23 protein-coding genes are annotated in these 24,938 nt (G+C 71.4%); 8 read left to right on the top strand and 15 right to left on the bottom strand.

Going from position 1 to position 24,938, the window contains the following annotated elements; translation table 11 throughout:
- Positions 1 to 9: 9 nt before the first annotated feature.
- The 8 genes from ABZ855_RS31080 to ABZ855_RS31045 form a co-directional block, all read right to left on the bottom strand.
- Positions 10 to 1,500, bottom strand: a complete 1,491-nt coding sequence (locus tag ABZ855_RS31080) for a hypothetical protein (RefSeq protein WP_360812483.1) — start codon at positions 1,498 to 1,500, stop codon at positions 10 to 12.
- A gap of 228 nt (positions 1,501 to 1,728) precedes the next feature.
- The gene (locus ABZ855_RS31075) at positions 1,729 to 2,700 is read right to left on the bottom strand and encodes a BadF/BadG/BcrA/BcrD ATPase family protein (RefSeq protein WP_360812481.1); all 972 of its coding nucleotides are present in this window, start codon (positions 2,698 to 2,700) and stop codon (positions 1,729 to 1,731) included.
- Positions 2,691 to 3,956, bottom strand: a complete 1,266-nt coding sequence (locus tag ABZ855_RS31070; RefSeq protein ID WP_360812479.1) for a 6-phospho-beta-glucosidase — start codon at positions 3,954 to 3,956, stop codon at positions 2,691 to 2,693. Before ABZ855_RS31070 ends, ABZ855_RS31075 begins: the two co-directional genes overlap by 10 nt.
- A gap of 7 nt (positions 3,957 to 3,963) precedes the next feature.
- Positions 3,964 to 4,860: a carbohydrate ABC transporter permease gene (locus ABZ855_RS31065; RefSeq protein WP_360812478.1), complete on the bottom strand. Its 897-nt coding sequence runs from the start codon at positions 4,858 to 4,860 to the stop codon at positions 3,964 to 3,966.
- Between the two features lies 1 nt (position 4,861).
- Positions 4,862 to 5,806 carry a sugar ABC transporter permease gene (locus tag ABZ855_RS31060; protein ID WP_360812476.1) on the bottom strand — a complete coding sequence of 315 codons (945 nt, stop codon included), beginning with the start codon at positions 5,804 to 5,806 and terminating at the stop codon, positions 4,862 to 4,864.
- A gap of 2 nt (positions 5,807 to 5,808) precedes the next feature.
- Positions 5,809 to 7,146, bottom strand: coding sequence for an ABC transporter substrate-binding protein (locus tag ABZ855_RS31055; RefSeq protein ID WP_360812474.1), 1,338 nt, complete (start codon positions 7,144 to 7,146; stop codon positions 5,809 to 5,811).
- A gap of 94 nt (positions 7,147 to 7,240) precedes the next feature.
- The gene (locus ABZ855_RS31050) at positions 7,241 to 8,452 is read right to left on the bottom strand and encodes an ROK family transcriptional regulator (RefSeq protein ID WP_360812472.1); all 1,212 of its coding nucleotides are present in this window, start codon (positions 8,450 to 8,452) and stop codon (positions 7,241 to 7,243) included.
- Between the two features lie 198 nt (positions 8,453 to 8,650).
- Positions 8,651 to 9,757, bottom strand: coding sequence for a mechanosensitive ion channel family protein (locus ABZ855_RS31045; RefSeq protein WP_360812470.1), 1,107 nt, complete (start codon positions 9,755 to 9,757; stop codon positions 8,651 to 8,653).
- A gap of 336 nt (positions 9,758 to 10,093) precedes the next feature.
- Between ABZ855_RS31045 and ABZ855_RS31040 the strand changes: the two genes are divergently transcribed.
- The gene (locus ABZ855_RS31040) at positions 10,094 to 10,630 is read left to right on the top strand and encodes an HNH endonuclease (RefSeq protein ID WP_360812468.1); all 537 of its coding nucleotides are present in this window, start codon (positions 10,094 to 10,096) and stop codon (positions 10,628 to 10,630) included.
- A gap of 97 nt (positions 10,631 to 10,727) precedes the next feature.
- On the opposite strand, the gene ABZ855_RS31035 is transcribed toward ABZ855_RS31040, so the two are convergent.
- Genes ABZ855_RS31035 through ABZ855_RS31020 form a run of 4 tightly spaced genes read right to left on the bottom strand, consistent with a single transcriptional unit; the run spans position 10,728 to position 13,841 of the window.
- A complete protein-coding gene (locus ABZ855_RS31035; RefSeq protein ID WP_360812466.1) occupies positions 10,728 to 12,125 on the bottom strand; it encodes an FtsX-like permease family protein in 1,398 nt (465 codons plus the stop codon).
- Positions 12,122 to 12,580, bottom strand: a complete 459-nt coding sequence (locus ABZ855_RS31030) for a hypothetical protein (protein ID WP_360812464.1) — start codon at positions 12,578 to 12,580, stop codon at positions 12,122 to 12,124. Before ABZ855_RS31030 ends, ABZ855_RS31035 begins: the two co-directional genes overlap by 4 nt.
- The gene (locus ABZ855_RS31025) at positions 12,577 to 13,311 is read right to left on the bottom strand and encodes an ABC transporter ATP-binding protein (RefSeq protein ID WP_360812462.1); all 735 of its coding nucleotides are present in this window, start codon (positions 13,309 to 13,311) and stop codon (positions 12,577 to 12,579) included. The genes ABZ855_RS31030 and ABZ855_RS31025 overlap by 4 nt, the downstream gene beginning before the upstream one ends.
- On the bottom strand, positions 13,308 to 13,841 hold the full coding sequence (locus ABZ855_RS31020) for a PadR family transcriptional regulator (protein WP_360812460.1): 534 nt from the start codon (positions 13,839 to 13,841) through the stop codon (positions 13,308 to 13,310). Before ABZ855_RS31020 ends, ABZ855_RS31025 begins: the two co-directional genes overlap by 4 nt.
- 244 nt (positions 13,842 to 14,085) lie before the next feature.
- On the opposite strand from ABZ855_RS31020, the gene ABZ855_RS31015 reads away from it, so the two are divergent.
- The 3 genes from ABZ855_RS31015 (at position 14,086) to ABZ855_RS31005 (ending at position 16,817) form a co-directional block, all read left to right on the top strand.
- Complete coding sequence (locus tag ABZ855_RS31015) at positions 14,086 to 14,301, top strand: hypothetical protein (protein WP_360812458.1); 216 nt, start codon at positions 14,086 to 14,088, stop codon at positions 14,299 to 14,301.
- Positions 14,302 to 16,464, top strand: a complete 2,163-nt coding sequence (gene malQ / locus ABZ855_RS31010) for a 4-alpha-glucanotransferase (protein ID WP_360812456.1) — start codon at positions 14,302 to 14,304, stop codon at positions 16,462 to 16,464.
- 89 nt (positions 16,465 to 16,553) lie between these two features.
- Entirely contained in the window at positions 16,554 to 16,817 is a 264-nt protein-coding gene (locus ABZ855_RS31005) for a hypothetical protein (RefSeq protein WP_360812454.1), read from the top strand.
- Positions 16,818 to 17,001: 184 nt separating this feature from the next.
- Here the strand turns inward: ABZ855_RS31005 and ABZ855_RS31000 are convergent, their stop codons facing one another.
- Positions 17,002 to 17,520: a MarR family transcriptional regulator gene (locus tag ABZ855_RS31000; protein WP_360812452.1), complete on the bottom strand. Its 519-nt coding sequence runs from the start codon at positions 17,518 to 17,520 to the stop codon at positions 17,002 to 17,004.
- Between the two features lie 127 nt (positions 17,521 to 17,647).
- Here ABZ855_RS31000 and ABZ855_RS30995 point away from each other — a divergent pair, with 127 nt between their 5' ends.
- Together ABZ855_RS30995 and ABZ855_RS30990 are read left to right on the top strand one after the other, a co-directional pair.
- Positions 17,648 to 18,613 (top strand): EamA family transporter, encoded by a 966-nt coding sequence (locus ABZ855_RS30995; protein ID WP_360812450.1) that lies wholly within the window; start codon positions 17,648 to 17,650, stop codon positions 18,611 to 18,613.
- An 89-nt stretch (positions 18,614 to 18,702) separates the two neighbouring features.
- Positions 18,703 to 19,128 (top strand): DUF6083 domain-containing protein, encoded by a 426-nt coding sequence (locus tag ABZ855_RS30990; protein WP_360812448.1) that lies wholly within the window; start codon positions 18,703 to 18,705, stop codon positions 19,126 to 19,128.
- A gap of 105 nt (positions 19,129 to 19,233) precedes the next feature.
- Here the strand turns inward: ABZ855_RS30990 and pepN are convergent, their stop codons facing one another.
- On the bottom strand, positions 19,234 to 21,816 hold the full coding sequence (pepN, locus tag ABZ855_RS30985) for an aminopeptidase N (RefSeq protein WP_360812446.1): 2,583 nt from the start codon (positions 21,814 to 21,816) through the stop codon (positions 19,234 to 19,236).
- Between the two features lie 353 nt (positions 21,817 to 22,169).
- The gene (locus ABZ855_RS30980) at positions 22,170 to 23,189 is read right to left on the bottom strand and encodes an aspartate-semialdehyde dehydrogenase (RefSeq protein ID WP_360812444.1); all 1,020 of its coding nucleotides are present in this window, start codon (positions 23,187 to 23,189) and stop codon (positions 22,170 to 22,172) included.
- Between the two features lie 367 nt (positions 23,190 to 23,556).
- On the opposite strand from ABZ855_RS30980, the gene ABZ855_RS30975 reads away from it, so the two are divergent.
- Both ABZ855_RS30975 and ABZ855_RS30970 read left to right on the top strand, forming a co-directional pair.
- Positions 23,557 to 24,087: a sigma-70 family RNA polymerase sigma factor gene (locus tag ABZ855_RS30975; protein ID WP_360812442.1), complete on the top strand. Its 531-nt coding sequence runs from the start codon at positions 23,557 to 23,559 to the stop codon at positions 24,085 to 24,087.
- A 1-nt stretch (position 24,088) separates the two neighbouring features.
- The gene (locus ABZ855_RS30970; RefSeq protein WP_360812440.1) at positions 24,089 to 24,892 is read left to right on the top strand and encodes a hypothetical protein; all 804 of its coding nucleotides are present in this window, start codon (positions 24,089 to 24,091) and stop codon (positions 24,890 to 24,892) included.
- The last annotated feature ends 46 nt before the right edge of the window (positions 24,893 to 24,938 follow it).

Below are 24,938 nucleotides of genomic sequence, written 5' to 3'. Positions count from 1 at the left end.
CGCAGCGCATCAGCGGTACTCCGACAGCCTGCGGCCGATGCCGAGCACCGCGCCCGCCGCCCCCAGCACGGCGAGAACCGCCGCGCCCACCGGCAGACCTGTCATCGCGCCCCGGCCGTCCTCGGCCGCCCGCGTGAACTCCGTCTGCTCGTGTCCGATCGCCGTCTTCAGCGCCCTGTCGACCGCGTCGAAGCACTCGCCGGTCGGCTTGTCGCTCTTGTCGCCTATGACACGGGCGAGCGCCTGCTGGAAGTCACCCGACTCGTACTCGGCCTGTGCCTCCTTGTGGCGCTCCTCCCACTCCTCCATGCCCCCGACGGCCGTCGCGACCGGCGTCCTGCCCGTCGGGTCGTCGGCGAGCCGCTCGGCCTGGGTAAGCCGCTTGCCGAGGTCGGCCATCTGTGTCCGGAAGGTGTTGTCGTACGTGTCGACGACCTCGCCGTCGGCCAGTTTGGTCGTCTCCGCGCCGCGCGCCACCAGCGTCAGGTTCTCGTTGCCGCGGGCCTTGAGGGAGGCGATCCGGGCGTCGTGCAGCACGTTCAGCGAGCGGATGCCGTGGTCGTAGGAGTCGTTGAGGCCCGAGCGGGCGAAGCTCTGCCCGGCGACCAGCCACAGCAGGACGACCGTCGCGGTGGCCGTCGCCGCGACCAGACCATGGTTCAGCACCCGGTTGGTCCGCCGGTAGTTGCGCCGCTGGGCCCAGACGAGGGCGCCGAGCACGGCGACGCCGAGACCGATCGCCGCCCACGGATACGAGGTCGCGTCCGCGTAGTCCGAGCTCAGCCGCTGGTTCTCCTTGGCGTAGAGCTTCTCCGCCTGCGGGAGCATCTGGTCCTGCATAGTGTCGTTGGCCAGCCGCAGGTACGAGCCGCCGACCGGGAAGCCCAGCCGGTTGTTGGCGCGGGCCCGCTCGATGTAGCCGGTGTACTCCGACAGCAGCTTGTTGAGGCTGGCGATGGTCGTCGCGGACTCGGAGCCGGGCTCGGAGTTGGTCGCGGCGGCGGAGAGCTTGTCGGCGGCGTTGCGGATGTCCTGCTGGTAGCGGTCGCGGGAGGTCGCCGTCTCGTCACCGCCGGCCAGGAAACCGCTGGAGGCGGCGGTGTTGGCGTCCGCGAGGGAGCTGTAGATGTCCGCGGCGGCGGAGCTGAGGGGCTGGCTGTTGTGCAGCACGTCGTCCGCGGCCGACGAGCGGTCGGTCATCTGCCAGGCGGTGACGGCACCGAACGCGACGACGAGCACCGCGAGCAGGGCGCCGATGATGCGCAGCCGGCCCGGCTCGGTGGTCGCGGCGGCCCGCAGCTGGTCGAGGCCCTCGGCGAAGGCGGTACGGCGCGGGGGCTGGGGGACACCCTGAAGGGGACCCCTGCCCGGCTGCGACGGGATCGCGGGCAGGCCCGGGCCGGCGGACGGACCGGACGCGCCCGAGGGGCCGGTGCCGTCCGGCGAGTCGGGCGCCGGTGGTGCCGCACTGCTCGTAGATGTCACTGTGACCTCCCCCATGGTCATCCGTCACCGCCAGTATCGCCCCCGGCACTGACAATCCGCACCGACCTTGACTGGATCTTGATCGGATCGCAGTGCGGCCGCGTCGAGTCGCAGTGAGCGGTGTGGTGCGGAAGCGCGCTGACATGCATTCGGACACATGCGCGCGCTCCGCACCACCCCTCTGCCCATGAATACGCCGGAGGAATCTGTTCGGTTCCCGTACGAAGGGGGCCAGATCTCGTATCAGGCCTCGTAGAAGCGTCGTACGCGCGCGTGCACCTCCGGCGGGGCGTTCGTGTGGTCCAGGCCGAGCAGGGCCGCCCCCAGTACCGGCCGGGCCGTCACCACCCGGGCCACGGCCTTGGGGGCGCGGGTGGCCAGCAGTTCGGTGATCCGGTCCGTCAACCGGGCGTGCTGGGCCGCCAGTACACCGCCGCCCAGCAGCACCGGCGTCTCCTCCCCGAGAAGACCGAGGCGGTCCAGTGCGACCGTGGCCATCGCCACCACCTCGTCGGCCAGCCGGTCCACCAGCGCGCACGCCACCGGGTCGCCGGCCGCCGCCGTGGCGAACAGCACCGGTGTCAGCTCGTGGCGCCGGGCGTTGTCGATGTCCCCCAGGTGCAGGGCCTCGATCAGCGCGTGCATGGAGGTGAGCCCGAAGTGGGCGGGCAGGGCGGACACCAGGGCTGTGGGACCGCCCCGGCCGTCCTCCGCCCGGGCCGCGTGCCACATGGCCTCCTCGGCCAGGCCCCAGCCCCCGCCCCAGTCGCCGGAGATGCGCCCCAGCGCGGGGAAACGGGCCGTGCGGCCGTCCGGCGTCATGCCGACGCAGTTGATGCCGGCGCCGCAGACGACGGCGACCCCGCGCGGCTCGGTGATCCCCGCCCGCAGGATCGCGAAGGTGTCGTTGCGTACGTCGACACTCGCGCCCCACGCGCGTGCGTGCAGCGCGGCGGTGAACTGCCGTTCCTCCACCGGGAAGTCGGCGTTCGCCAGACAGGCCGAGACCCGGTCGACGGACGAGACCCCGGCGGCGGCGAAGGCCTCGGCGACGGTGTCGGACAGCGCGGAGACCGCCACGTCCAACCCGTCGGTCGGCGGCCGGAACCCCCCGCCGCGCGCCGTGGCCAGCACCTCCCCGTCGGACGCGACCACCGCGACGTCGGTCTTGCTGTTGCCGGCGTCGACGGCGAGGACGTGTGCGGTCATGCCCACGCGAGATGCTCCCGGTTGTGCGCGATCAGGGTGTCGGTCAGGGTGTCCGCGTAGTCGTACTGTCCGACCAGCGGATGGGCGAGCAGCGCCCGGAAGACCCGGCCCCGCCCGCCGTTCAGCGCGGCCTCCAGGGCCAGTTCCTCATAGGCGGTGACATGGGCGATCAGCCCCGCGTACAGCGGGTCGACAGGCTCGACCGCGAGAGGGGCCGCCCCGTTCGGGCCCACGGCGGCCTGTGTCTCGATCACCGCGTCGTCGGGCAGGAAGGGCAGCGTGCCCTTGTTGTACGTGTTCACCACCTGGTAGGGGCTGCCGCCCCCGCCCAGCAGCGACGCGGCCAGATCGACCGCCGCCTCCGAGTAGAAGGCGCCGCCGCGCTTGGCGAGCAGCTCCGGTTTCTCGTCCAGGGTGGGATCGCCGTACAGCCGCAGCAGTTCCGCCTCCATCGCCGCGACCTCGGCCGCCCGGGAGGGCTTGGTGCGCAGTTCCCGTACGACGTCGTCGTGGGCGTAGTAGTACCGCAGGTAGTAGGACGGCACCGTCTCGAGGGTGTCGAGGACGGGGTGCGGAAGGTGGAGGTCGTCGGCGATCCGGTCGCCGTGTTCTGTGAGGAGCCGGGGGAGGACGTCCTCGCCCTCGGGGCCGCCGAGGCGGACGCCCGTCTCCCAGGTGAGGTGGTTGAGGCCGACGTGGTCCAGGTGGATGTCGGCCGGGGTCACCCCGAGCAGCGCGGCGAACTTCCGCTGGAAGCCGATCGCCACGTTGCACAGGCCGACCGCCTTGTGGCCGGCCTGGAGGAGGGCGCGGGTGACGATGCCGACCGGGTTGGTGAAGTCGATGATCCAGGCGTCGGGGTTGGTGCGGCGGACACGCTCGGCGATGTCCAGGACGACCGGAACCGTGCGCAGTGCCTTGGCGAGGCCGCCCGCGCCGGTCGTCTCCTGGCCGACGCAGCCGCACTCCAGCGGCCAGGTCTCGTCCTGCTGCCGTGCGGCCTGGCCGCCGACCCGCAGTTGGAGCAGGACGGCGTCCGCGCCCTCGACGCCCTTGTCCAGGTCGTCGGTGGTGACGATCCGTCCGGGATGCCCCTGCCTGGCGAAGATCCGCCGGGCGAGCCCGCCGACCAGCTCCAGCCGTTCGGCGGCCGGGTCGACGAGCACCAGTTCCTCTATGGGCAGGGTGTCCCGCAACCGGGCGAACCCGTCGATGAGTTCGGGGGTGTAGGTCGATCCGCCGCCGACCACGGTGAGTTTCATGTGTGGATCAACCCTTTACGCCGGTGAGAGTGACGCCTTCGACGAACGCCTTCTGGGCGAAGAAGAAGACGAGGAGCACGGGGGCCAGGACCAGCATCGTGGCCGCCATGGTCAGGTTCCAGTCGGTGTGGTGGGCCCCCTTGAAGGACTCCAGGCCGTAACTCAGCGTCCACGCGCCCGGGTTCTCGGAGGCGTAGATCTGGGGGCCGAAGTAGTCGTTCCAGGCGTTGAAGAACTGGAAGAGGGCGATGGCCGCGATGCCCGGCTTCGCCATCGGCAGGATGACCTTGAGCAGGGTGCGCAGCTCGCCGCAGCCGTCCACCTTCGCCGCGTCCACGTACTCGTTCGGGATGGTCAGCAGGAACTGGCGCAGCAGGAAGATCGAGAACGCGTCGCCGAAGGCCAGCGGGATGATCATCGGCCACAGCGTGCCGGACAGGTCGAGCTGCTTCGCCCAGAACAGGTACATCGGGATGACGACCACCTGGGGCGGCAGCATCATCATCGAGATGACCAGCATGAGCGTCAGATTCCGGCCCCGGAAGCGGAACTTGGCGAGCGCGTACGCCACGGGCACGGACGAGACGACGACCAGGACGGTGCCGAGGCCGGCGTAGATCAGGGTGTTCTTCCACCAGGTCAGAAAGCCCGGGGTGTCGAAGACCTTGCGGTAGTTGGACCATTCCCAGGTGTGCGGGATCAGGTCCCGGCTGAGCGCCTGCGAGTCGCTCATCAGCGAGGTCAGGAACACGAACACGAAGGGCAGGGTGAAGAAGAGGGCGGCTGCGACGCCGAGGGAGTGGACCGCGATCCATTCCAGAGCTGCCTTGCGGCGGGCCGTGCGTTCGGCGGACGTGGCAGGTGCCTTCAGCTCCACCCGCGGCCGTTCCAGTAGTTGGGTCATGTCAGTCACCTGCCTGGATGAGACCGCCCCGGCGCCGCATCAACAGCGCGGTGAACGCCATGGACAGGGCGAACAGGACCAGGGCGACGACACAGGCGGAGCCGTAGTCGAAGCGCTGGAAGCCGAGGTTGTAGACGAGCTGGGGGAGGGTGAGCGTGGAGTGCTCGGGGTAGCCGGGCTGGAACATGGTGCCCGCGCCCTGGATCACGCCCGAGGCCACCTTTCCGGCCACCAGGGGCTGTGTGTAGTACTGCATCGCCCCGATGACGCCGGTCACGACCGCGAACATGATGATCGGCGAGATGTTCGGCAGCGTGACGAACCGGAACCGCTGCCAGGGCGTCGCGCCGTCCAGTTCGGCCGCCTCGTACTGCTCCCTCGGTACGTCGAGCAGCGCCGCCATGAAGATCACCATCAGGTCGCCGATGCCCCACAGCGCCAGCATCGTGAGCGCCGGCTTCGACCAGTTGGGGTCGTTGAACCAGCCCGGCGCCGGGATGCCGATCTTCTCCAGTATGGAGTTGACCGGTCCGGTACCGGGATTGAGGAGGAACGCGAACGACATGGTCGCGGCGACCGGGGGGGCGAGGTAGGGGAGGTAGAAGAGGGTGCGGAAGACGCCCGTACCCGTCTTGATCTTCGTGATGAGCATGCCGATCCCGAGTCCGAACAGGACGCGGAGGGTCACCATGATCACGACCAGCCACAGGGTGTTGCGCAGGGCGGGCCAGAAGAACGGGTAGGACTCGAAGACGTACGTCCAGTTCTTCGTTCCGCTCCAGGTCGGCGGCTTGAAACCGTCGTAGTGCATGAACGAGAAGTAGACCGTGGAGATCATCGGATAGGCGAAGAAGACCGTGAAGCCGATCAGCCAGGGCGAGAGGAAGGCGAGGGTGCGCAGCCTCGAACGCCGTTGCTTCGCCCGCAGGGTGTGGGTGGCGGCCATGGTCACTTCGCCTGCGCGATGTCCGTGTCGATCTGCGCCGCCGCCTTCTTCAGGCCCGCCTTCAGGTCGGTGACCTTGCCGCTCTCGTAGTCGTAGCCGAGTTCCTGGATGGTGGTGAGGTAGACGCCGCCGTTGATCGAGGCCGGCGAGGTCGAGGAGTTGGGGTTCGCGGCGATGTCGAGGAAGGTCTTGAAGCGCGGGTCGTACTTCAGCTTCGGGGACTTCAGGGCGGCGAGCGTGGAGGGCACGTTGTGGATCGCGTTGGAGAAGCCGACCACCGCGTCCGTGTCCGTGGTGATGTACTTGACCAGCTCCCAGGCCGCGTTCTGCTTCTGGCTGGTGGCGGCGATGCCCGCGATGGTGCCGGTGATGTAGCCCTTGCCGTACTGGTCGGCCTGGTCGTCGGGGACGGGCAGCGGGGCGACGCCGATCTCGAAGTCGGGCTTCGCGTCCAGCGCCATGCCCAGGCGCCATTCGCCGTCGAGCTGCATGGCCACCTGGCCGGTCTGGAAGGGGTGCTTGGGGCCCCACTCGTCACCGAGGCCGGCCCGGTACTTCTCCAGCTTCTTGAAGCCGCCGAGGTCGTCCACGAGCTTCTTCTGCAGGGTGAAGGCGGCGGTGACGGCCGGGTCGGTGGCGATCGTCGACTTGCCGGAGGAGTCGAAGTACGTCGGCCCGAACTGGCCCATGTAGTGCTCGGTGGTCGTCTCCCAGCCGTGGTAGTTCGGCATGAAACCGAGCTGCTTGTAGGTGCCGCCCTGGGTGATCGTCAGCTTCTTGGCGTCGGCCTCGAACTCGGACCAGGTCTTGGGCGGGCTGCTGATCCCGGCCTTCTGGAAGGCGGTCTTGTTGTAGTACAGGCCGTACGCGTCGCCGAGCAGCGGGACGGCGCAGCGGTTGCCGTCGTACTGCGTGTACTCGCTCATCGCCTTCGGGAAGGTCGCCGCCGGATCGATGTTCGACTTCTTGAACAGCGGGTTGAGGTCGACCAGCGCGCCCGAGGAGCAGAACTTGCCGACGCCGTTGGTGGTGAACGACGAGATCACGTCGGGGGCCTTGCTGCCGCCCGCGCGCAGCGCCTGGTTGATCTTGTCGTCGGTCATGTTGCCGACGACGTTCACATGGATGTTCGGGTGGACCTTCTCGAAGCCGGCGATGAGCGCCTTGACGCCCGCCACCTCGTTCGGCGCGCTCCAGGCGTGCCAGAAGGTGATCGTCGTGTCCTTGGACGCGTCGTCCTGGGTGCCTGAGGAGGACTGGCCGGTACAGGCCGTGGCGAGGAGGGCCGTCGAGGCGGTCACGGCGAGAGCGGCGGCGACTTTTCTGGATATTCCGGGCATGGCGAGATCTCCCAAGGAAGGGCGTGGCAGGGCAGGGGACTTGGGGGGTGTGAGAAGGAGGTGCTGAGTACGGAGTGCGGGGTACGGGGGTGACTCAGCGCGAGGTGTCGAAGACCTCGTCGCGGGTGGTCGCGAGGGCGCTCTCCAACGCGCCCCGCAGCACGGGGTGTTCGCGTACGTCGCCCACGACCAGCCGGGGCCGGGCCGCGGCTAGTTCCTCCAGTTCGGCCTGGACCAGACCGCGCAGGGGTTCGCCGCCCGCGGTCAGGGAGGCGCCGCTGAGGACGACGAGTTCGGGGTCGAGCACGGAGACGAGGGAGGCCAGACCGGTGGCCAGGCCCGTCGCGTACGTTTCGAGGAGCCGCCGGTGCGGGCCGGCGTTGATGTCGGCGGCCTGCGCGACGAGGTCGGCGGCGACCTCGGCGTACGGGCCGTTCGGGACGGGGCTGATGTCCAGCTCGCGGGCGAGCCGGGGGATGACCTGTGAACCGGCGAGTTCCTGGTAGCCGCCGCTGCCGGCCCTGCTGACCTGCCGGACGAGGGGTGTGCCCGGCACGGGCAGGAAGCCGACCTCGCCGGCGCCGCCGGTCCAGCCGCGGTGCAGTCGGCCGCCGAGGACGAGCGCGGCGCCGAGTCCGCCCTCGTTCCAGAGGAGCACGAAGTCGTCGTGCCCTCTCGCCGCGCCGAGCCGTTGTTCGGCGATGGCGACGAGGTTCACGTCGTTCTCGTACTCCACCGGCATCGGCAGCGCGGCGGCGAGTTCGTCGAGGAGGGTCGGGGAGTGCCAGCCCGGCAGGTGGGCGGCGTAGCGCAGCCGGCCGGTGCCCGGGTCGAAGGCGCCCGGCGTGCCGATGACCAGCCGCCGGAGGTCGTCCCGGGCCAGTCCCGCCGCCTTGACGGCGCCGTCCAGGGCGTCGGTGACCTGTTGGACGACGGGCCGGGCGGGGCGTTTGCCGGGGGTGAGCAGTTCGAACTCGCCCACCGTGCGGCCGGTGATGTCGGCGACGGCGGCGACGATGCGTTCGGGGGTGACGTCGAGCCCGGCGGCGTACGCGGAGGTCGGGTTGACCTCGTACAGCTGGGCGTTGGGGCCGGGTCGGCCCTCGCTGGTGCCGGTCGCCAGGACGAGCCCCGCCGCTTCCAGGCGGGCGAGGAGCTGTGAGGCGGTCGGCTTGGACAGGCCGGTGAGCTTGCCGATCCGGGTGCGGGAGAGGGGGCCGTGCTCCAGGAGGAGGTCCAGAGCGGCCCGGTCGTTCATGGCGCGCAGGACGCGGGGAGTGCCGGGCGTGCCTGCGGTTCCTGCCATGGGTGTCTGCACCTGCCTTTCCGTGCCCAGCTTTTCACAGTCGCGAGGACTGTTAGGAAGGTTTCCTATCGGATGGCGAGAAGATAGAACCGGACCAAGGGGGACGTCAAGGGGCAATGAGAGAGGCGGCACCCCCGAATCGGGGATGCCGCCTCTCTCGTACAGATCTCGAACAGGCTGCCGGGTGTCTCCTACCGCCTACCGGACGGGCCGCGCCGGGGTGATCGGGGACGCCGCCTCCACCTGGGGGGAGGCCGAGTTCGAGTACACGGAGGGGGCCGCGACCGCCGCCGTCGGGTCCGCGGGCGCCTCCTCCTCGGGGATGACCGTGGTGCCGCCCACGATGCGGATGCCCGCAGCGTCCAGGGCCCGCTTGACGCGCCAGCGCAGCTCGCGCTCCACCGTCAGGGACTTGCCCGGCATCGTCTTCGCAGTCATCCGCACGACCATCGAGTCCAGGAGCACGCTGTCCAGGCCCAGGCTCTCGATCGGGCCCCACAGCAGCTCGTTCCAGGGCTCCTCGCGGCTCATCTTCTCGCCGACCTCGGCGAGCGTCTCCTTCAGCCGGTCCAGGTCCTCGTCCGCGCGCACGGTCACGTCGACACCGGCCGTGGCCCAGCCCTGGGAGAGGTTGCCGATGCGCTTGACCTCGCCGTTTCGCACGTACCAGATCTCGCCCTGGTCGCCGCGCAGCTTCGTCACCCGCAGGCCCACCTCGATCACCTCGCCCGAGGCCACCCCCGCGTCGATCGTGTCCCCGACGCCGTACTGGTCCTCCAGGATCATGAACACGCCGGAGAGGAAGTCCGTCACCAGGTTGCGGGCGCCGAAACCGATCGCCACGCCCGCCACACCCGCGGAGGCCAGCAGCGGGGCGAGGTTGATCTGGAACGCGGAGAGGATCATCAGGGCCGCGGTGCCCAGGATGATGAAGCTCGCCACCGAGCGCAGCACGGAGCCGATCGCCTGGGAGCGCTGGCGGCGGCGCTCCACGTTGACCAGCAGGCTGCCCAGCGCGGTGCCGCCGGCCGGGCCGTCGGCCGCCTGGACCGTGCGGTTCATGCGGTCTATCAGCTTGGTGATGGCCCGTCGTACCACCGCTCTCAGCACGACCGAGATCACCAGGATCAGCAGGACCTTGAGACCGATGGCCAGCCAGGTGGACCAGTTCTGCTCGACCCAGCTGGCGGCGTTCGTCGAGCTCTCCTGGGCGTCCTGGAGCGACGGGACCAGTGCGGTCGGTGACTCCGTGGGACTCGGCGAGGGCGACGGACCGGCGGCCAGTTGGACGACGGGCAAGGACACGGCGGGTACCTCCAGTGCGGCCTGCCCCCGGTACGGATGGTTACGACGGTCAGCTCGGCGGTGAGCTTGTCATTCAGGTCACGGAAAGGTCACCGGAAAGGCAGAACCACCACACTAACGGGGGACCGTGTGCGGATTGGAGCCATGTTCGAGGGAGAGACCGTGCCCACCTGGGGATGAAGAGGGTGTGGTCCCGGGGCATGAACACAAGGTGTGGTCGAAAACACTCCCAGCCCGTTACCGGGACGTGGTGGCGCTGCCACCAGGCGAGAGGGGAGACTGACTACAGATCGTCCCGGCGCGAGCCACGCGCCGCCGACGCCCAAGGAGGCATCCGTGCCGCATGTCCTGGTACTCAACGCGTCGTACGAGCCACTCGGTGTCGTACCGCTCCACCGCGCGCTCGTCCTCGTCCTGGAGAACAAGGCAGTCTCCCTCGAGGAATCCGGCGCCTTCATGCACAGCGCGACCATTACTGTCCCCGCACCCAGCGTGGTCCGGCTGAAGAGGTTCGTCCGGGTTCCCTACCGGGGGCCCGTTCCACTGACCAGAAGGGCACTGTTCGCTCGCGACGGCGGCCGGTGCATGTACTGCGGCGCCGCCGCGACCAGCGTCGACCACGTCATCCCGCGTTCTCGTGGCGGTCAGCACCGCTGGGACAACGTGGTGGCGTCGTGCCGTCGCTGCAACCACACCAAGGCGGACCGCCATCTCTTCGAGATCGGCTGGCGGCTGCGCCACAAACCCGCCCCGCCCACCGGTCTCGCCTGGCGCATCATCGGCACCGGGCACCGGGACCCGCGCTGGCTGCCGTACCTGCAGCCGTACGGCGCGGAGGATGCGATGGCCCGGATCGACGGCATCTCCGCCTGACCTCCGGGCCTTCGTCTACCCGAAGACCTGAAGCACGGATGCGATCCGGCCCTGGGAACCCCCGTTCCCCAGGGCCGGATCACTCATGCCCGCCCGCTCACACGTACCGCAGCTCCGCCGGACGCACCGAACGGCGCAGCAACGGCAGTGAGGTCGCCGCGGCGAGCAGACAGCACGCGTACACCGCCGGTGCGACCAGCAGCGCCGTGTACGGGACCGAGCGGCTGCCGTCCTGGGCGATGCCCGCGAACCAGCCGCCGATCAGCAGGCCCCCGCCGCCCGCCAGCAGCAGCGCGGGCGCCAGCGGCAGGGCCGTCTCCAGGAGCAGCGCCCGGCCGAGCACCGCGCGCGGCACTCCGGCGGCGGCCTGCGCGGCCAGGCCCCGGCGGCGGGTCGCCACCGACTCGGCGGTGCCGACGCCGAGCCCGCACAGCGTGATCACCAGGGCGACCAGGACGGCGGCACCGGTCAGGTCGACGCCGGTGGTGTAGAAGGACATCGGCGCGGCCAGCATCCTCTCGCCGCGCTCGCGCAGCGACGTCAGCATCACCTCCCGCACACCGACGAACCCCGTGCCCACGGTGGTCACCAGCAGCACCGCCGCGTGGGTGCGGGCGGCGGCCCACGGGTCGTCGCGCAGCCGCTCCGCCGCGATCAGCGTCGCCGGATCGGCGGTACGCGCCGCGAGGACCCGCCCCGTGAACCGGGCGGTGACGCCGGTCAGCCACAGGGCGCCCACCCCGGTGACGATCACCACGGCGAACACCAGCACGGGTGCGGTCTCGTACCCGCCGAACGCGGACCTGTTGGGCGCCATCAGCAGCCCCAGGAACACCAGCCCCAGGGCCGCCATCGGGATAGGCATCCCCGGACCACGCCCCTCGCGCGGGGGCACCCGCCGCACCCGTCCCAGCGGCGAGGCGACCACGCGGCGCAGCGCCAGTACGCTCACCAGCGCGCCAAGCACGGGCACGGCCGCCGCGACTACGGCGACGGCGAGCCAGAGGAGGGCGGGCGGCTGTCGCCACTCCTCCAGCAGGAACAGCACGGAGTACACGGTGGCGAGCGCCGCGCCGAGCGCACAGGCGAGCCCCGTCTCCAGCGCCGCGATCCGCCGCACCTGCGCCGGGGTGGCCCCCGCCAGCCGCAGCGCGGCCAGCCGCCGGTCCCGGTGCACGGCCCCGACCCGCGCACACTGCCCGAGAAACCCGAGCACGGGCACAAGCAGCAGGACGAGGGTGAGGACCACGCCGGAACGCTCGCCGGGCCGGTCCAGCAGCCCGTTGCCGAAGGGCACGGTGCGGTATCCGCGTATCGCGGCGATGGCGACGGCGGCCAACGCGAACCCGGTGGCGAGCCCGGCCCCCACCGCGGTGAGCGCGACCCGCCACCACTCCCGCCGATCGGACCCCCGGGTGAGCAACCAGGCAAGCCGCAGATCAGCCAGGACCCCACTTCGCGAGAGGCCCTTCTCAGAAACGGTGCGGGATGTCACAGGGTCCCCTTTCGGGAGGCCGGGGCGGAGATCGAGGCCGAGGCCGAGGCCGGGAGCGGGCGGCCGCGCCGAGCCGGGCGAACGCAGGCCACGGCCGACACCGCGTGCGCGTCCGGCTGGCCGCCGCTGCGCGCGGCCTCAGGGCTCCGGGCGGTGCGGGTGCCGGGGGCGAGGGTTCGTGTCGGGGGTGTTGTCGGCGGGTGCTCGGGTCGGGGCGCGGTGTTGTCGGCGGCCTCGGTGGTGTGGGCCGGCCGGTCGTTGGCTGGGGCGTGGGTGGCGTGGGGATGGCGGGTCGTGTGTGCGCCGGGGGCGAGGGTTCGTGTCGGCGGGTTTGCCGGTCGGGGCACGGTGTCGTGGGTGGCCTCGGTCGTGTGGTTCGGACGACTGTGGCGCTGGGCCTCAGGGCGGCCGGTGGTGCGTGTCCCCGCCGTGCGGATCCTCGTCGGGAGTGTCACCGGGGGACCTCCGCCGAGGTCGCGGCGTCGGTGGCGGCCACGGTGCCGTCGGTCAGGCGTACTTCTCGGTCCGCGTAGGCCGCCACCTGGGCGTCGTGGGTGATCAGGAGGACCGCTGTTCCTGACTCGCGGGCCGTGTGGGTCAGTGCCGTCATCACCTGTTCGCCCGCGAGGGAGTCCAGCGCGCCGGTCGGTTCGTCGGCGAAGACCACCTTCGGGCCGGTGACCAGGGCCCGGGCCAGCGAGACGCGCTGCGCCTGGCCGCCGCTCAGCTCGCCCGGCCGCAGCACCCGCTGCCCGAGCACCCCGAACCGCTCCAGCCACTCGCCGGCCCGCTCGTGCGCGACCGCGCGCGACGTCCCGGCGAGCAGCAGCGGCAGCGCCACGTTGTCCAGCACGGTCAGCTCCGGTATCAGCTGCCCGAACTGGAAGACGACCCCGAACTCCGTGCGCCGCAGCTCGCTCAGCCGCCGCTCGGGCAGCGTGTCGATCCGCTCCCCGGCGTACTCGACGGTGCCCGTGTCCGGCCGGACGATCCCCGCCAGACAGTGCAGCAGCGTCGACTTGCCACTGCCGCTCGCCCCCGTCACGGCCAGGATCTCGCCTGCCCCCAGCTCGACCGAGGCCCCGCGCAGCGCGGGCGTTTTGCCGTGCGCCTTGGCCAGTCGGCGGGCCGCCAGCAGCGGTGGCGGGGTGGCGCCGTCGGAGGGGTCCCCGTTGGTGGTGGTCATGCCTTTTCGACCTCCGCGGTCAGTGTGGTGAGCCGGGCCGCCGTGGTGGTCATCCAACGGAGGTCGGCGTCGAGGTGGTTGAGGGCGTAGTCCGCCGAGAGCACGGTCGAGAGGTCCGAGCCCGCCGCGGTCTTGACCGCGGTCAGTTCCCGCATCCGCGCCATGTGCGCGGCACGCTGGTCCAGCAGATACGCGGCCGGGTCCCCGCCGGCCAGGATCGCGACGACGACCTTGGCGAAGATCTCGTTGGCGACGTGCGGCGCGGGCGCGCTGATCTGCCGTACCCACTCGGCGAGTTCACGTTCCCCCTCGCCGGTCGCCCGGTACTTCGTCCGCTCCGGACCGCCGTCCGCGTCGGTGCCGTCGACCTCCGCGAGCCCGTCCCGCACCAGGCGCTGGAGGGTCGTGTAGACCTGCCCGTAGGCCAACGGACGGGCCTGGGGGAAGCGTTCGTCGTGCCGTCGCTTGAGGTCGTAGCCATGGCTCGGCCCTCCGGCGAGCAGCCCCAGCAGGATGTGGCGGGTGCTCATGCGGATCAGTATGCACTGAGTACATGTACTGAGTGAATAGTGGACCCCGGTGGGCAGGTGCGTGGAGCCGGAGTGGCGGGAATGTGGCGGACCTCGTCCGGAAGGCGACGGAAGAACCGCGGAATGTGAGCGGCGCTACCGTGGTTCGTCCGTTCATCCACGTCTGCGGCGGCGCCCACTGGGTAGGCCTGCGAAAGAAACCCGCCAACAGCCGTCAGCCGTCGTACGCGACAAGGAGGCCTCCGTGGCCGTACCGGCCTACATCTTCAGCGCCGAGAGTGCGGCCGCCGAGCGGCCGCTCACCAGCGAGCCGCCGCTGCCCGCCGCCGAGCCCCTCACCAGTGAGCCCCCGCTCGCCGACGCGGAGGCCATGACGAGCGAGCACGCCGACGCCGAAGCGGACCCCACGGGACTGTACGAGGGCCCGGTCGGGGCCCTCTCGGACCTCGCGGGGCTGTAGATGTCCGTACACACCCCGGCCGAGCCCGCCGAGAGCCACGACAGTCACGAGAGCGACGAGAGGCACGGGGACAGGGCCGCCGAGGAGGGTCACTCAGCGGAGCGGCTCGCGCTCGAGCGGCTCGCCGAGCTGCACGGCGTCGCCCCCTCCTTCCGCCCCTCCCCGGACCGTACGGTCGCCGCCTCCGACTCCGCGCTCGTCGCCGTGCTGGCCGCGCTCGGCGTCGACGCGACCACCCCGGACGCCGTAAAGACCGCCCTCGCCGCCCGGGAAGGGGAACTGGCGGCCCGACTGCTGCCGCCGACCGTCGTGTGCGGCGCCGACGGTACGGCGACCGCGCTGGCCCACCTGCCCGAGGGCACCCGGCTGCGCATCCGCACCGAGGAGGGCGAGATCTGCGACTCGCTCGACCGACTCCCGCCCGGCGTCCACGAGTTGGACGCCCGCGCCCCCGACGGCCGCACCGCCCACGTCCACCTCGTCGTCGCCCCGGCCCGGCTGCCCACGCCCACCGGACGCTCGTACGGACTCCTTGTCCAGCTCTACTCCCTCCTGTCCCGGCGCTCCTGGGGCATGGGCGACCTGGGTGACCTCGGCGAGCTGAGCGCCTGGGCCGGGCGAGCGCTCGGCGCCGGATTCGTGCAGGTCAACCCCCTGCACGCGGCCGTACCCGGAGCGCCGACCGACCCGTCCCCGTACCGGCCCTCCTCCCGGCGCTTCCCCGACCCCGTGCATCTGCGGGTCGAGGCGATCCCCGAGTTCGCGTACATCGAGGCGGCCGAGGACCGCGACCGGGTGCGCGGGCTGCTGGAGCGGGCCGGGCGACTGCGGGAGTCGGTGCTCGACCAGGGCGCGTTGATCGACCGGGACGCCGTCTGGGAACTCAAGCGCGAGGCACTGGAGTTGGTGTGCGCCGTACCCCTCGGGCCCGGACGGCAGGCCGCGTACGCCGACTTCCTCGCGCGGGCCGGTGAGGCGCTCGAGGACCACGCCACCTGGTGTGCGCTCGCCGAGGCGCACGGCTCGGACTGGTCACGCTGGCCGGCCGGGCTCCAGGACCCCCGGTCCGCCGAAACCGCCCGCGCCCGGGGCGAGTTGATGGACCGCGTCGACTTCCACTCCCGTCTCGCCTGGCTCACCGACACCCAGCTCGCCGACGCCCAGCGGGCGGCACGCGACGCGGGCATGCCGGTCGGGATCGTGCACGACCTCGCCGTCGGAGTGCATCCCGGGGGCGCCGACGCCTGGGCGCAGCAGGAGTACTTCGCGGCCGGCATGTCGGTCGGCGCGCCCCCGGACGCGTTCAACGCGCGCGGCCAGGACTGGGGCCTGCCGCCCTGGCGCCCGGACCGCCTCGCCGAGTCCGGCTACGCCCCCTACCGCCAGCTCCTGCGGTCCCTGTTCGGTTACGCGGGCGCCCTGCGCATCGACCACGTCATGGGCCTCTTCCGGCTCTGGTGGGTGCCCCAGGGGCTGGCGCCGACGGAGGGCGCGTACGTCCGTCACGACGCCGAAGCCATGCTCGCCGTTCTCGCGCTGGAGGCCTCGCGGGCCGGGGCGGTCGTGATCGGCGAGGACCTGGGAACCGTGGAGCCGGGAGTCCGGGAGACCCTGCACGAACGCGGGGTGCTCGGCACGTCGGTGCTGTGGTTCGAACGGGACTGGGACGGCGACGGGCGCCCGCTGCCCCCCGATCACTGGCGCGCCGACTGCCTCGCCACCGTCACCACCCACGACCTGCCGCCCACCGCCGCCCGGCTCACCGGCGACCACGTCGAACTGCGCGACCGGCTCGGCCTGTTGACCAACCCGCTGGCACAGGAGCGGTCCGCCGCCGCTGCCGACACCAACGAGTGGCTGACCCTGCTCTCCCGTCTCGGCCTGCTGAAGGGGTGCGGCGGCGGGCGCTCGGGGGCGGCGGAGGAGGCCGAGATCCAGGCCGTCCACCGCTATCTGCTCCGCACCCCCGCCCGCATGATCGGCGTCTGGCTCCCGGACGGCGTCGGCGACCGGCGCCCGCAGAACCTGCCGGGTACGTGGGACCAGTACCCGAACTGGCGGCTGCCCATCGCCGACGCGGAGGGCAGGCCGGTGACGCTGGAGGAGCTGGCGGGGTCGGCGCGGCTGTGGGCGCTGATGGAGGTGCTGCGAGAAGGAGGGTGACCCCGTGGCGCGGCCCTCCCGGGGCGCCCGGTCCGCTCATACGGCACCCCGGGCGCGCGGCCCCGGCGGACGTTCGCTACTTTTGCACCGTGGACAACAAGAACGCCCTGCGCGCCGGCGCCCTGGTGGCCGGCACGACGCTGATGATGCTGCTCATGACGTCTCCCGCGCTCGCGCTCGCCCGCGACGACGGTGACGACCCCGGCCATGGTCTGAGCGTCATCGAGACGCTGGGCCTCTACGTTGTCGCCCCGCTCGCCCTGTTCGCGGTCATCGCGGGCCTGGTGATGGTCCTCGACAAGTCGACGGACCGCGCCCCCAAGGTCACCAAGCCCGCGAAGGCGAAGGCCTGACCTGCAGGGCCAGGGCCAGGGCCGGTTCCTGAGCCTTCGGGCCAGGGCCTGAGCCTTCGGGCCAGTTACTGAGTTTCCGGGCCCAGGGCCTGATCATTCGTTCCGAGGGCGCCGTTCTCGTCCCGTCACCGACGGGGTGAGAAGGGCGCCCTCGGCGTGTTCTCAGCGTGCTGTCGGCGCGTTCTCAGCCGTCCGTCGCCGCCAGCAGCTCCCGCAGCAGGTCGGCCAGTTGGGCGGCCTTCTCGGCGTCCAGGGCGGCCAGCGCCTCCGTCTGGGCGGCGACGCCGACGCCGACCGCCTCGTCCACGCGGTTCAGCCCCTCCTCCGTCAGCGTGACCTGGAGGCCGCGCCGGTCGTGCGGGTCGGGGGAGCGGCGCACCAGCCCGGCCCGCTCCAGCTTGTCGAGACGGCCCGTCATCCCGCCCGTGGTGAGCATCAGCGTCGACGACAGCTGACGCGGCGAGAGCGTGTACGGCTCGCCCGCCCGACGCAGGGTCGCGAGCACGTCGAACTCGCCGCGCGCGATCCCGAACCGCGCGTACGCCTTCTCCGTGCGGTCGCCCATGGCGCGCGCGAGCCGGTAGACGCGGCCGAACACCTCCATCGCGGCGGTGTCGAGATCGGGCCGCACCACCGCCCACTGGGCGACGATCGCGTCGACGGGGTCCCTGCGCCGCTCCGGCGGCTGTGCACTCGCACTCATGCGCCGAGTATCGCCGACGGTGAGCCCATCGGTCACTTGCGAGAAAGTAGCTGAACGGAAAGTAGCTTGACGGAAAGTTGCTTAGAGCTAAGCTACTTATCGCTGACCTACTTCGAAGGGTGCGCCCATGCCCGCCAGCCGCTCCGCCCTCGTCCCCACCATCGCCCTCACCGCCCTCGCGCCCATCTCCTGGGGCACCACCTACGCGGTCACCACGGAGTTCCTACCGCCCGACCGCCCCCTCTTCACCGGCCTGCTGCGCGCCCTGCCCGCCGGTCTCGTGCTGCTCGCCCTGACCCGGGTGCTGCCGCGCGGAGCCTGGTGGTGGAAGGCGTCGGTCCTGGGCGCGCTCAACATCGGCGCCTTCTTCCCGCTGCTGTTCCTGTCCGCGTACCGGCTGCCGGGCGGTATGGCGGCCGTCGTCGGCTCGGTCGGCCCGCTGTTCGTCGCCGGGCTCGCGGCGCTGTTCCTCGGCGAGCGGCCGACCGTACGGACCCTGCTCACCGGAGTCGCGGCGGCGCTCGGCGTCAGTCTGGTCGTGCTGAAGGCGGCCGGGGCGCTGGATCCCGTGGGTGTGCTGGCTGCCCTCGCCTCGACCGCGTCGATGTCGACGGGCACCGTACTGACCAAGCGCTGGGGCCGCCCGGACGGCGTGGGCCCGCTCGCCCTCACCGGCTGGCAGCTGACCGCCGGGGGCCTCCTCATCGCGCCCCTCGCCCTGCTCGTCGAGGGCGCCCCGCCCGCGCTGGACGGCCGGGCCGCCGCCGGGTACCTCTACCTCGCGCTCGCCAACACGGCCGTGGCGTACTGGCTCTGGTTCCGCGGCATCGGCCGGCTCACCGCGACCCAGGTCACCTTCCTCGGCCCGCTGTCCCCGCTGACCGCCGCGATCGTTGGCTGGGCGGCCCTCGGCCAGGCGCTGACGCCGGTCCAACTGGCGGGCATGGGGCTGGCGTTCGGGGCGACCGTGGTGGGGCAGACGGGGGTGCGCAGGGCCGGCGTACGGGGGCCGGTGCCGGTGTCTGTGGGGGTGGGTGCCGGGGCGGGGAAGCGAAGGGCCCCCGTCCCCGTCCTGACGTCACGCCGCTCCTGATCGCGGGTCGTCACCGCGTGTCGTCGCGCAAGTTTGCTCCGTTACCCGGGTGTTGACGAGTTTTCTGTCCAGCCGGAGGCCGATCGGAAGTGAATGACGCGCGCGTGCCGGGATGGGGGCGGAAGCTGACCGTGCCGTGCCTGGAGTGCGGCCTGGCCACGCATCGGCACCGCATCCTGCGCTTCGACGGAGAGACCGGCTACCGGCCGCACGCCCGGCCCGACCCCCTCCGGCTCTTCGGCGGCGGGGAGCCGGACGCGGAGGCGGAGACGATCGCACTGATCCCCGGGGAGTATCCGGCCCGGCTCTTCGCCGACGACGAGGTCTACCACCTGGCCGGCGGGATCGCCTGGCCAGGACCGCATCACCGGGACTACGGCACCGCCAGGGTGGCCCACGACGTCTGTTGCCCGACCCTCCACCGCACCCGGCCCGACACCAGCCGCGGCGCGGCCGAACTGTGGCGCGCCATGCGGCTGAGACTCGCCCGCGGCGCACGTGGTGGCGCCGGATGAGACCGGATGAGATACGCCGAACGGCGCGCCCCGGTCGGACCGGGACGCGCCGTTCGGCGTGAGCACTGAGCACTGAGCACTGAGCGCGGGTCGACGCCCTCCGGGTTACGAGGCCGCCGCGTCCGCCGCCTGGGCCCGGAGCGCGCGCTCCACACCGGAGCGGGACTCCGAGACGAGCCGGCGCAGGGCCGCGTTCGGCTCGGCGGAGGCCAGCCAGGCGTCCGTCTTCGCCAGGGTCTCCTGGGACACCTGGACGGCCGGGTAGAAGCCGATGGCGATCTGCTGGGCGATCTCGTGCGAGCGCGAGTCCCAGGCCTCCTTGACCACCGCGAAGTACTTGTCGGTGTACGGCTCGAGCAGCTCGCGCTGATCGGTCTGGACGAAGCCGCCGATCACCGCCTCCTGGATGGCGTTGGGCAGCTTGTCGGACTCGATGACCGACGCCCAGGCCTCCGCCTTGGCCTCCGGGGTCGGACGCGCGGCCCGGGCGGTCGCGGCGTGCCGCTCACCGGCGGCCGTCTTGTCCCGCTCGTACTCGCCCGCGATCTCGTCCTCGTCGAAGCGTCCGACGGCCGCGAGCCGCTGGACGAACGACCAGCGCAGCTCGGTGTCGACGGCGAGCCCCTCGATGGTCTGCGTGCCCTCGAGCAGCGCGTCGAGCAGGTCCAGCTGCTCCGGCGTACGGGCCGTGGCCGCGAAGGCGCGGGCCCAGGCCAGCTGGTGGTCGGAGCCGGCCTCGGCCGAGCGGAGGTGGGCGAGCGTGGCGTCCGTCCAGCGGGCCAGCAGCGCCTCGCGGGCGGCCGGGTCGGCGTACAGGTCGATCGCCAGCTTCACCTGCCGCTGCAGCGACTGCACGACACCGATGTCCGACTCCTTGCCGATGCCCGACAGGACGAGGGAGAGGTAGTCGTGGGTGGCCAGTTCCGCGTCCCGGGTCATGTCCCAGGCGGAGGCCCAGCACAGCGCGCGCGGCAGGGACGCCTCGAAGTCGCCCAGGTGTTCGGTGACGAAGGCGAGGGACGCGTCGTCGAGGCGGACCTTGGAGTACGACAGGTCGTCGTCGTTGAGCAGGATCACGGCCGGACGACGCCTGCCGACCAGCTGCGGTACGGCCGTCAGCTCGCCGTCGACGTCCAGCTCGATGCGCCCGCTCTCGTCGTCGCGGAGCAGCTTGCCGCTCTCGTCGTCGAGGTCGTACAGGCCGACGGCGATACGGTGCGGCCGCAGCGTCGGCTCGCCCTTGGCGCCGGCGGGCAGGGCCGGGGCCTCCTGGCGGATGGCGAAGGAGGTGATGACACCGTCCGCGTCCGTCTCGATCTCGGGACGCAGGATGTTGATACCGGCCGTCTCCAGCCAGGACTTCGACCACGCCTTGAGGTCTCGCCCGGAGGTCTCCTCCAGGGCGCCCAGCAGGTCGCTCAGGCGCGTGTTGCCGTACGCGTGCTGCTTGAAGTAGGCCTGCACGCCCGCGAAGAACGCGTCCATGCCGACGTACGCGACGAGCTGCTTCAGTACGGAGGCGCCCTTGGCGTACGTGATGCCGTCGAAGTTGACGAGGACGTCGTCGAGGTCGCGGATCTCGGCCATGATCGGGTGCGTGGACGGCAGCTGGTCCTGGCGGTAGGCCCACGTCTTCATGGAGTTGGCGAACGTGGTCCAGGAGTGCGGCCAGCGCGAGCTGGGGGCGTACGCCTGGCACGCGATGGAGGTGTAGGTGGCGAACGACTCGTTCAGCCACAGGTCGTTCCACCACTCCATGGTGACGAGGTCGCCGAACCACATGTGCGCGAGCTCGTGCAGGATGGTCTCGGCGCGCGTCTCGTACGCGGCGTCGGTCACCTTGGACCGGAACACGTACTGGTCGCGGATGGTGACCGCGCCCGCGTTCTCCATCGCCCCGGCGTTGAACTCGGGGACGAACAACTGGTCGTACTTCTTGAAGGGGTACGCGTAGTCGAACTTCTCCTGGAACCACTCGAAGCCCTGCCGGGTCACGGCGAAGATGGCGTCGGAGTCCAGGAACTCGGCGAGCGAGGGCCGGCAGTAGATACCGAGCGGAACGGTCTGGCCGTCCGCCTCGTACACGCTGTGGACCGAGTGGTACGGGCCGACGATGAGCGCGGTGATGTACGAGGAGATCCGGGGCGTCGGCTCGAAGCGCCAGATGTCGTCCTTGGGCTCGGGCGTCGGCGAGTTGGAGATGACGGTCCAGCCGGAGGGTGCCGTCACCGTGAACTGGAAGGTCGCCTTGAGATCCGGCTGCTCGAACGACGCGAACACGCGGCGGGCGTCCGGGACCTCGAACTGTGTGTAGAGATAAGCCTGTTGGTCGACGGGGTCGACGAAGCGGTGCAGGCCCTCACCGGTGTTGGTGTACGCGCAGTCGGCGACGACGCGCAGTACGTTGCGGCCCGCCAGCAGGCCCGGCAGCGCGATCCGGGAGTCCTTGAAGACCTCGTCGGGGTCGAGAGCGTCCCCGTTGAGCGTGACCTCGAGCACGGCCGGGGCGACCAGGTCGATGAAGGACTCCGCGCCGGTCTCGGCGGAGTCGAAGCGCACCGTGGTCACGGACCTGTAGGTGCCGCCCTCCTGTGCGCCGGAGAGATCGAGGTCGATCTCGTACGAGTCAACGGTGAGCAGCTTCGCCCGCGCTTGCGCCTCTTCGCGGGTCAGGTTTGTGCCAGGCACGCGGTCATCTCCTCGTATGTGTGGGTTGCGCCATCCTTCCATGGGATCCCGGGCCGACGACCCGGTGATCCACAAGAGGTCGCGTTGTGCTGACGACGGGAGGCGAAAGTTGGTTCCCTCGCCCCCGCCGCCCCTACCCGTCCCATCCCTGGGGGCTACCGCCCCCAGACCCCCGCTGTCGCGCTGAACGCGCTCGTCCTCAAACGCCGGACGGGCTGGAAATGCCGGCCGGCGCTGAAAGATCAAGCCCCGGCCGGCACCATCCAGCCCCTCCGGCGTTTGAGGAGCGGGGGTTCGGGGGCGGAGCCCCCGAGGATGGGAACGGGTAGGGGCGGCGGGGGCGAGAAGAGCGGCTACTTACCCCGCAGCTCCACCGCCACCAGCTCCGCGATCTGCACCGCGTTCAGCGCAGCGCCCTTGCGCAGGTTGTCGTTGGAGACGAAGAACGCGAGCCCGTTCTCCGACGTCTCGTCGGCACGGATGCGGCCCACGAAGGACGCGTCCTTGCCGGCCGCCTCGAGCGGCGTCGGGATCTCGGAGAGGACGACCCCGGGCGCCCCGGCCAGCAGCTCCGTCGCCCGCTCCACCGACAGCGGACGCGCGAACCGCGCGTTCACCTGGAGGGAGTGCCCCGAGAACACCGGGACGCGGACACACGTACCGGACACCTTCAGCTCCGGGATCTCCAGGATCTTGCGGGACTCGTTGCGGAGCTTCTGCTCCTCGTCCGTCTCGAACGAACCGTCGTCCACGACACTCCCGGCCAGCGGCAGCACATTGAACGCGATCGGCCGCTTGTACACCTGCGGTTCGGGGAAGTCGACCGCCGAACCGTCGTGCGTCAGCTTGTCGGCGTCGGAGACCACCTTCTGCGCCTGCCCGTGCAGCTCCGCCACCCCGGCCACCCCCGAACCCGACACCGCCTGGTACGTCGCGACGACCAGCGCCTCGAGGCCCGCCTCCGCGTGCAGCGGCCGCAGGACCGGCATCGCGGCCATCGTCGTGCAGTTCGGGTTGGCGATGATGCCCTTCGGACGGTCGACGATCGCGTGCGGGTTCACCTCGGAGACGACCAGGGGCACCTCCGGGTCCCGGCGCCACGCCGACGAGTTGTCGATCACGACGGCACCCTGCGAGGCGACCTTCTCCGCCAGCGCCTTGGAGGTCGCGCCGCCCGCCGAGAACAGCACGATGTCGAGGCCGGTGTAGTCGGCCGTCGCCGCGTCCTCCACCGTCACACCGTCGAGGACCGAGCCCGCCGACCGGGCCGACGCGAACAGCCGAAGCTCGTCGATCACGAACTTGCGCTCGACCAGGATCCTGCGCATGACCGTGCCGACCTGTCCGGTGGCTCCGACGATTCCGACCCTCACGGCGACTCCTTCTGTTGTACGGCGCTTGTACGGCGCCGTATCGCGTGACCCTGACCGATGCGCGACCGGCGCATTTCCATCATGCGTCCCACCCTGGGGAACATGTCCAATCCTTTGCCCGGCATGCCCGAGTACTGGGACGCGGCAGGCGTGGCATGCGGACACGATCCTCCGGTGACACCCGCTGTGAGCTGGAGAAACCCGCCCGAGGGGGTCACTCGGACGGAAGCTGTACGGGACCGGCCGGCCGGGGACGGGCGGGGCCGGGGTCTCGCTTCGGTAACGGTGTGACGTACGTCTCCGGGGTGGCCGAACGTTTTGGCCGCCCTCGGCGTCGTAGGAGAAACGCGGCGAGGGGGAGGGTGCTGTGCTGCGCAGAAAGGCCCGGCGCGTCCAGGAGGGCGACCATGGCGACCCGCTGGACGCGGTGCAGGAGCGCAGGGTCCGGGCGGTGCTCGCCCTCGGCGGCGTACCGCAGGCGGACCTGCTGGACGGGGTACAGCAGGTCCGCCTGCGGCTGCTGGAACGCACCGCGAACGGATACGAGGCACCGCGTGACGTCTCGGCGTGGGCGGCGGTCGTCGCCTCCAACCTCGCCATGGACTGGCACCGCGCCAAACGCCGCCAGGAGCGCCTGGGGGAGCGGCTCGCCTCCCTGCGCCAGCCGGCGGCCCACCCCTCCGGCGAGGACACGAGCCTGCTCTCCCTCGCCGTCAGCCGGGGGCTCGACGACCTGCCCGACCCCCAGCGCCAGGTGCTGATCCTGCGCTTCTACGCCGACCTGCCGGTACGCGGGATCGCCAAGGAACTCGGCATCCCCGAGGGCACGGTCAAGAGCAGGCTGCACACGGCGGTACGGGCACTGCGCGCCCGCCTGCACGAGGACGAGGTGGTGTGACATGGCCGCCGAATACGACGGCGTGGACGCGTTGATGGCCGCGCTGACGGACGATCCGCTGCCCGAAGAGGCCCTCACGGACGCCGACTTCATGGCCGAGCACTGGTCGGCGGCGGCCGATGTGGCGCTCCTGCGCGAGCAGTTGGGGCTCATCGGGGACGCCCTGACGTCGCGGGAACACACGGCGGCGGAGGGGGCAGTGTCGGAGCGGGTGCGGAAGCCGGCCCGGATCTCGGTACGGGAGTGGCGGTACTGGCGTCCGCTGCGCACCCTCGCTCTCGGCGTCGCCGCCGTGACCGCCGCGGGGGCCCTGTCCGCAGGGTCGGTGTGGCTCTTCGCACAGGCCGGAAGGGGGGTCGAGGACTCGGCGTCCACCTCGTCCGCCGACTCCGCGCCGTCCTACTCGCTCGACCCGCAGAGCGGCGGCGACGAGGACGGCGGCGCGGGTCTCAAGGACGGCGGCCCGGCCGCGGGCGCGCTGACCACCCCGCAACACCTCGCCTGTGCCCGCCTGGTCGTCGAGGGCACGGTCACCGCCGTCGCCCTCGGACCCGGCGCCGGCCAGGAGCGGGTCACCCTGCGCGTGACCCGCTACTACAAGCCGGACAAGGGCCCGGCCGAGGTGACGTTCGTGATGGATCTCGAGACCGACCCTCGGCCGACCGTGGGCGAACACGCCCTGATCGGCATCCCGACGGGCGCCGAATCCCCCGACACCTGGACCGTCGGCGAGAAGGAGATCGCCGCCGAACGGGCCCGGATCACGGCCGCGCTGCCCACGTCACGCACCCTCGAGTGCCGGTGAACGCAAAGGGGACGGGCGCCCGGTACCAGGTACCGGACGCCCGCCC

Origin of the sequence: Streptomyces sp. NPDC047042 (assembly GCF_040644035.1) — a bacterium.
Lineage (GTDB): Bacteria > Actinomycetota > Actinomycetes > Streptomycetales > Streptomycetaceae > Streptomyces.
Note: the sequence above shows the minus strand (reverse complement) of the source record. Positions and strands in the feature narration are given on the sequence as shown.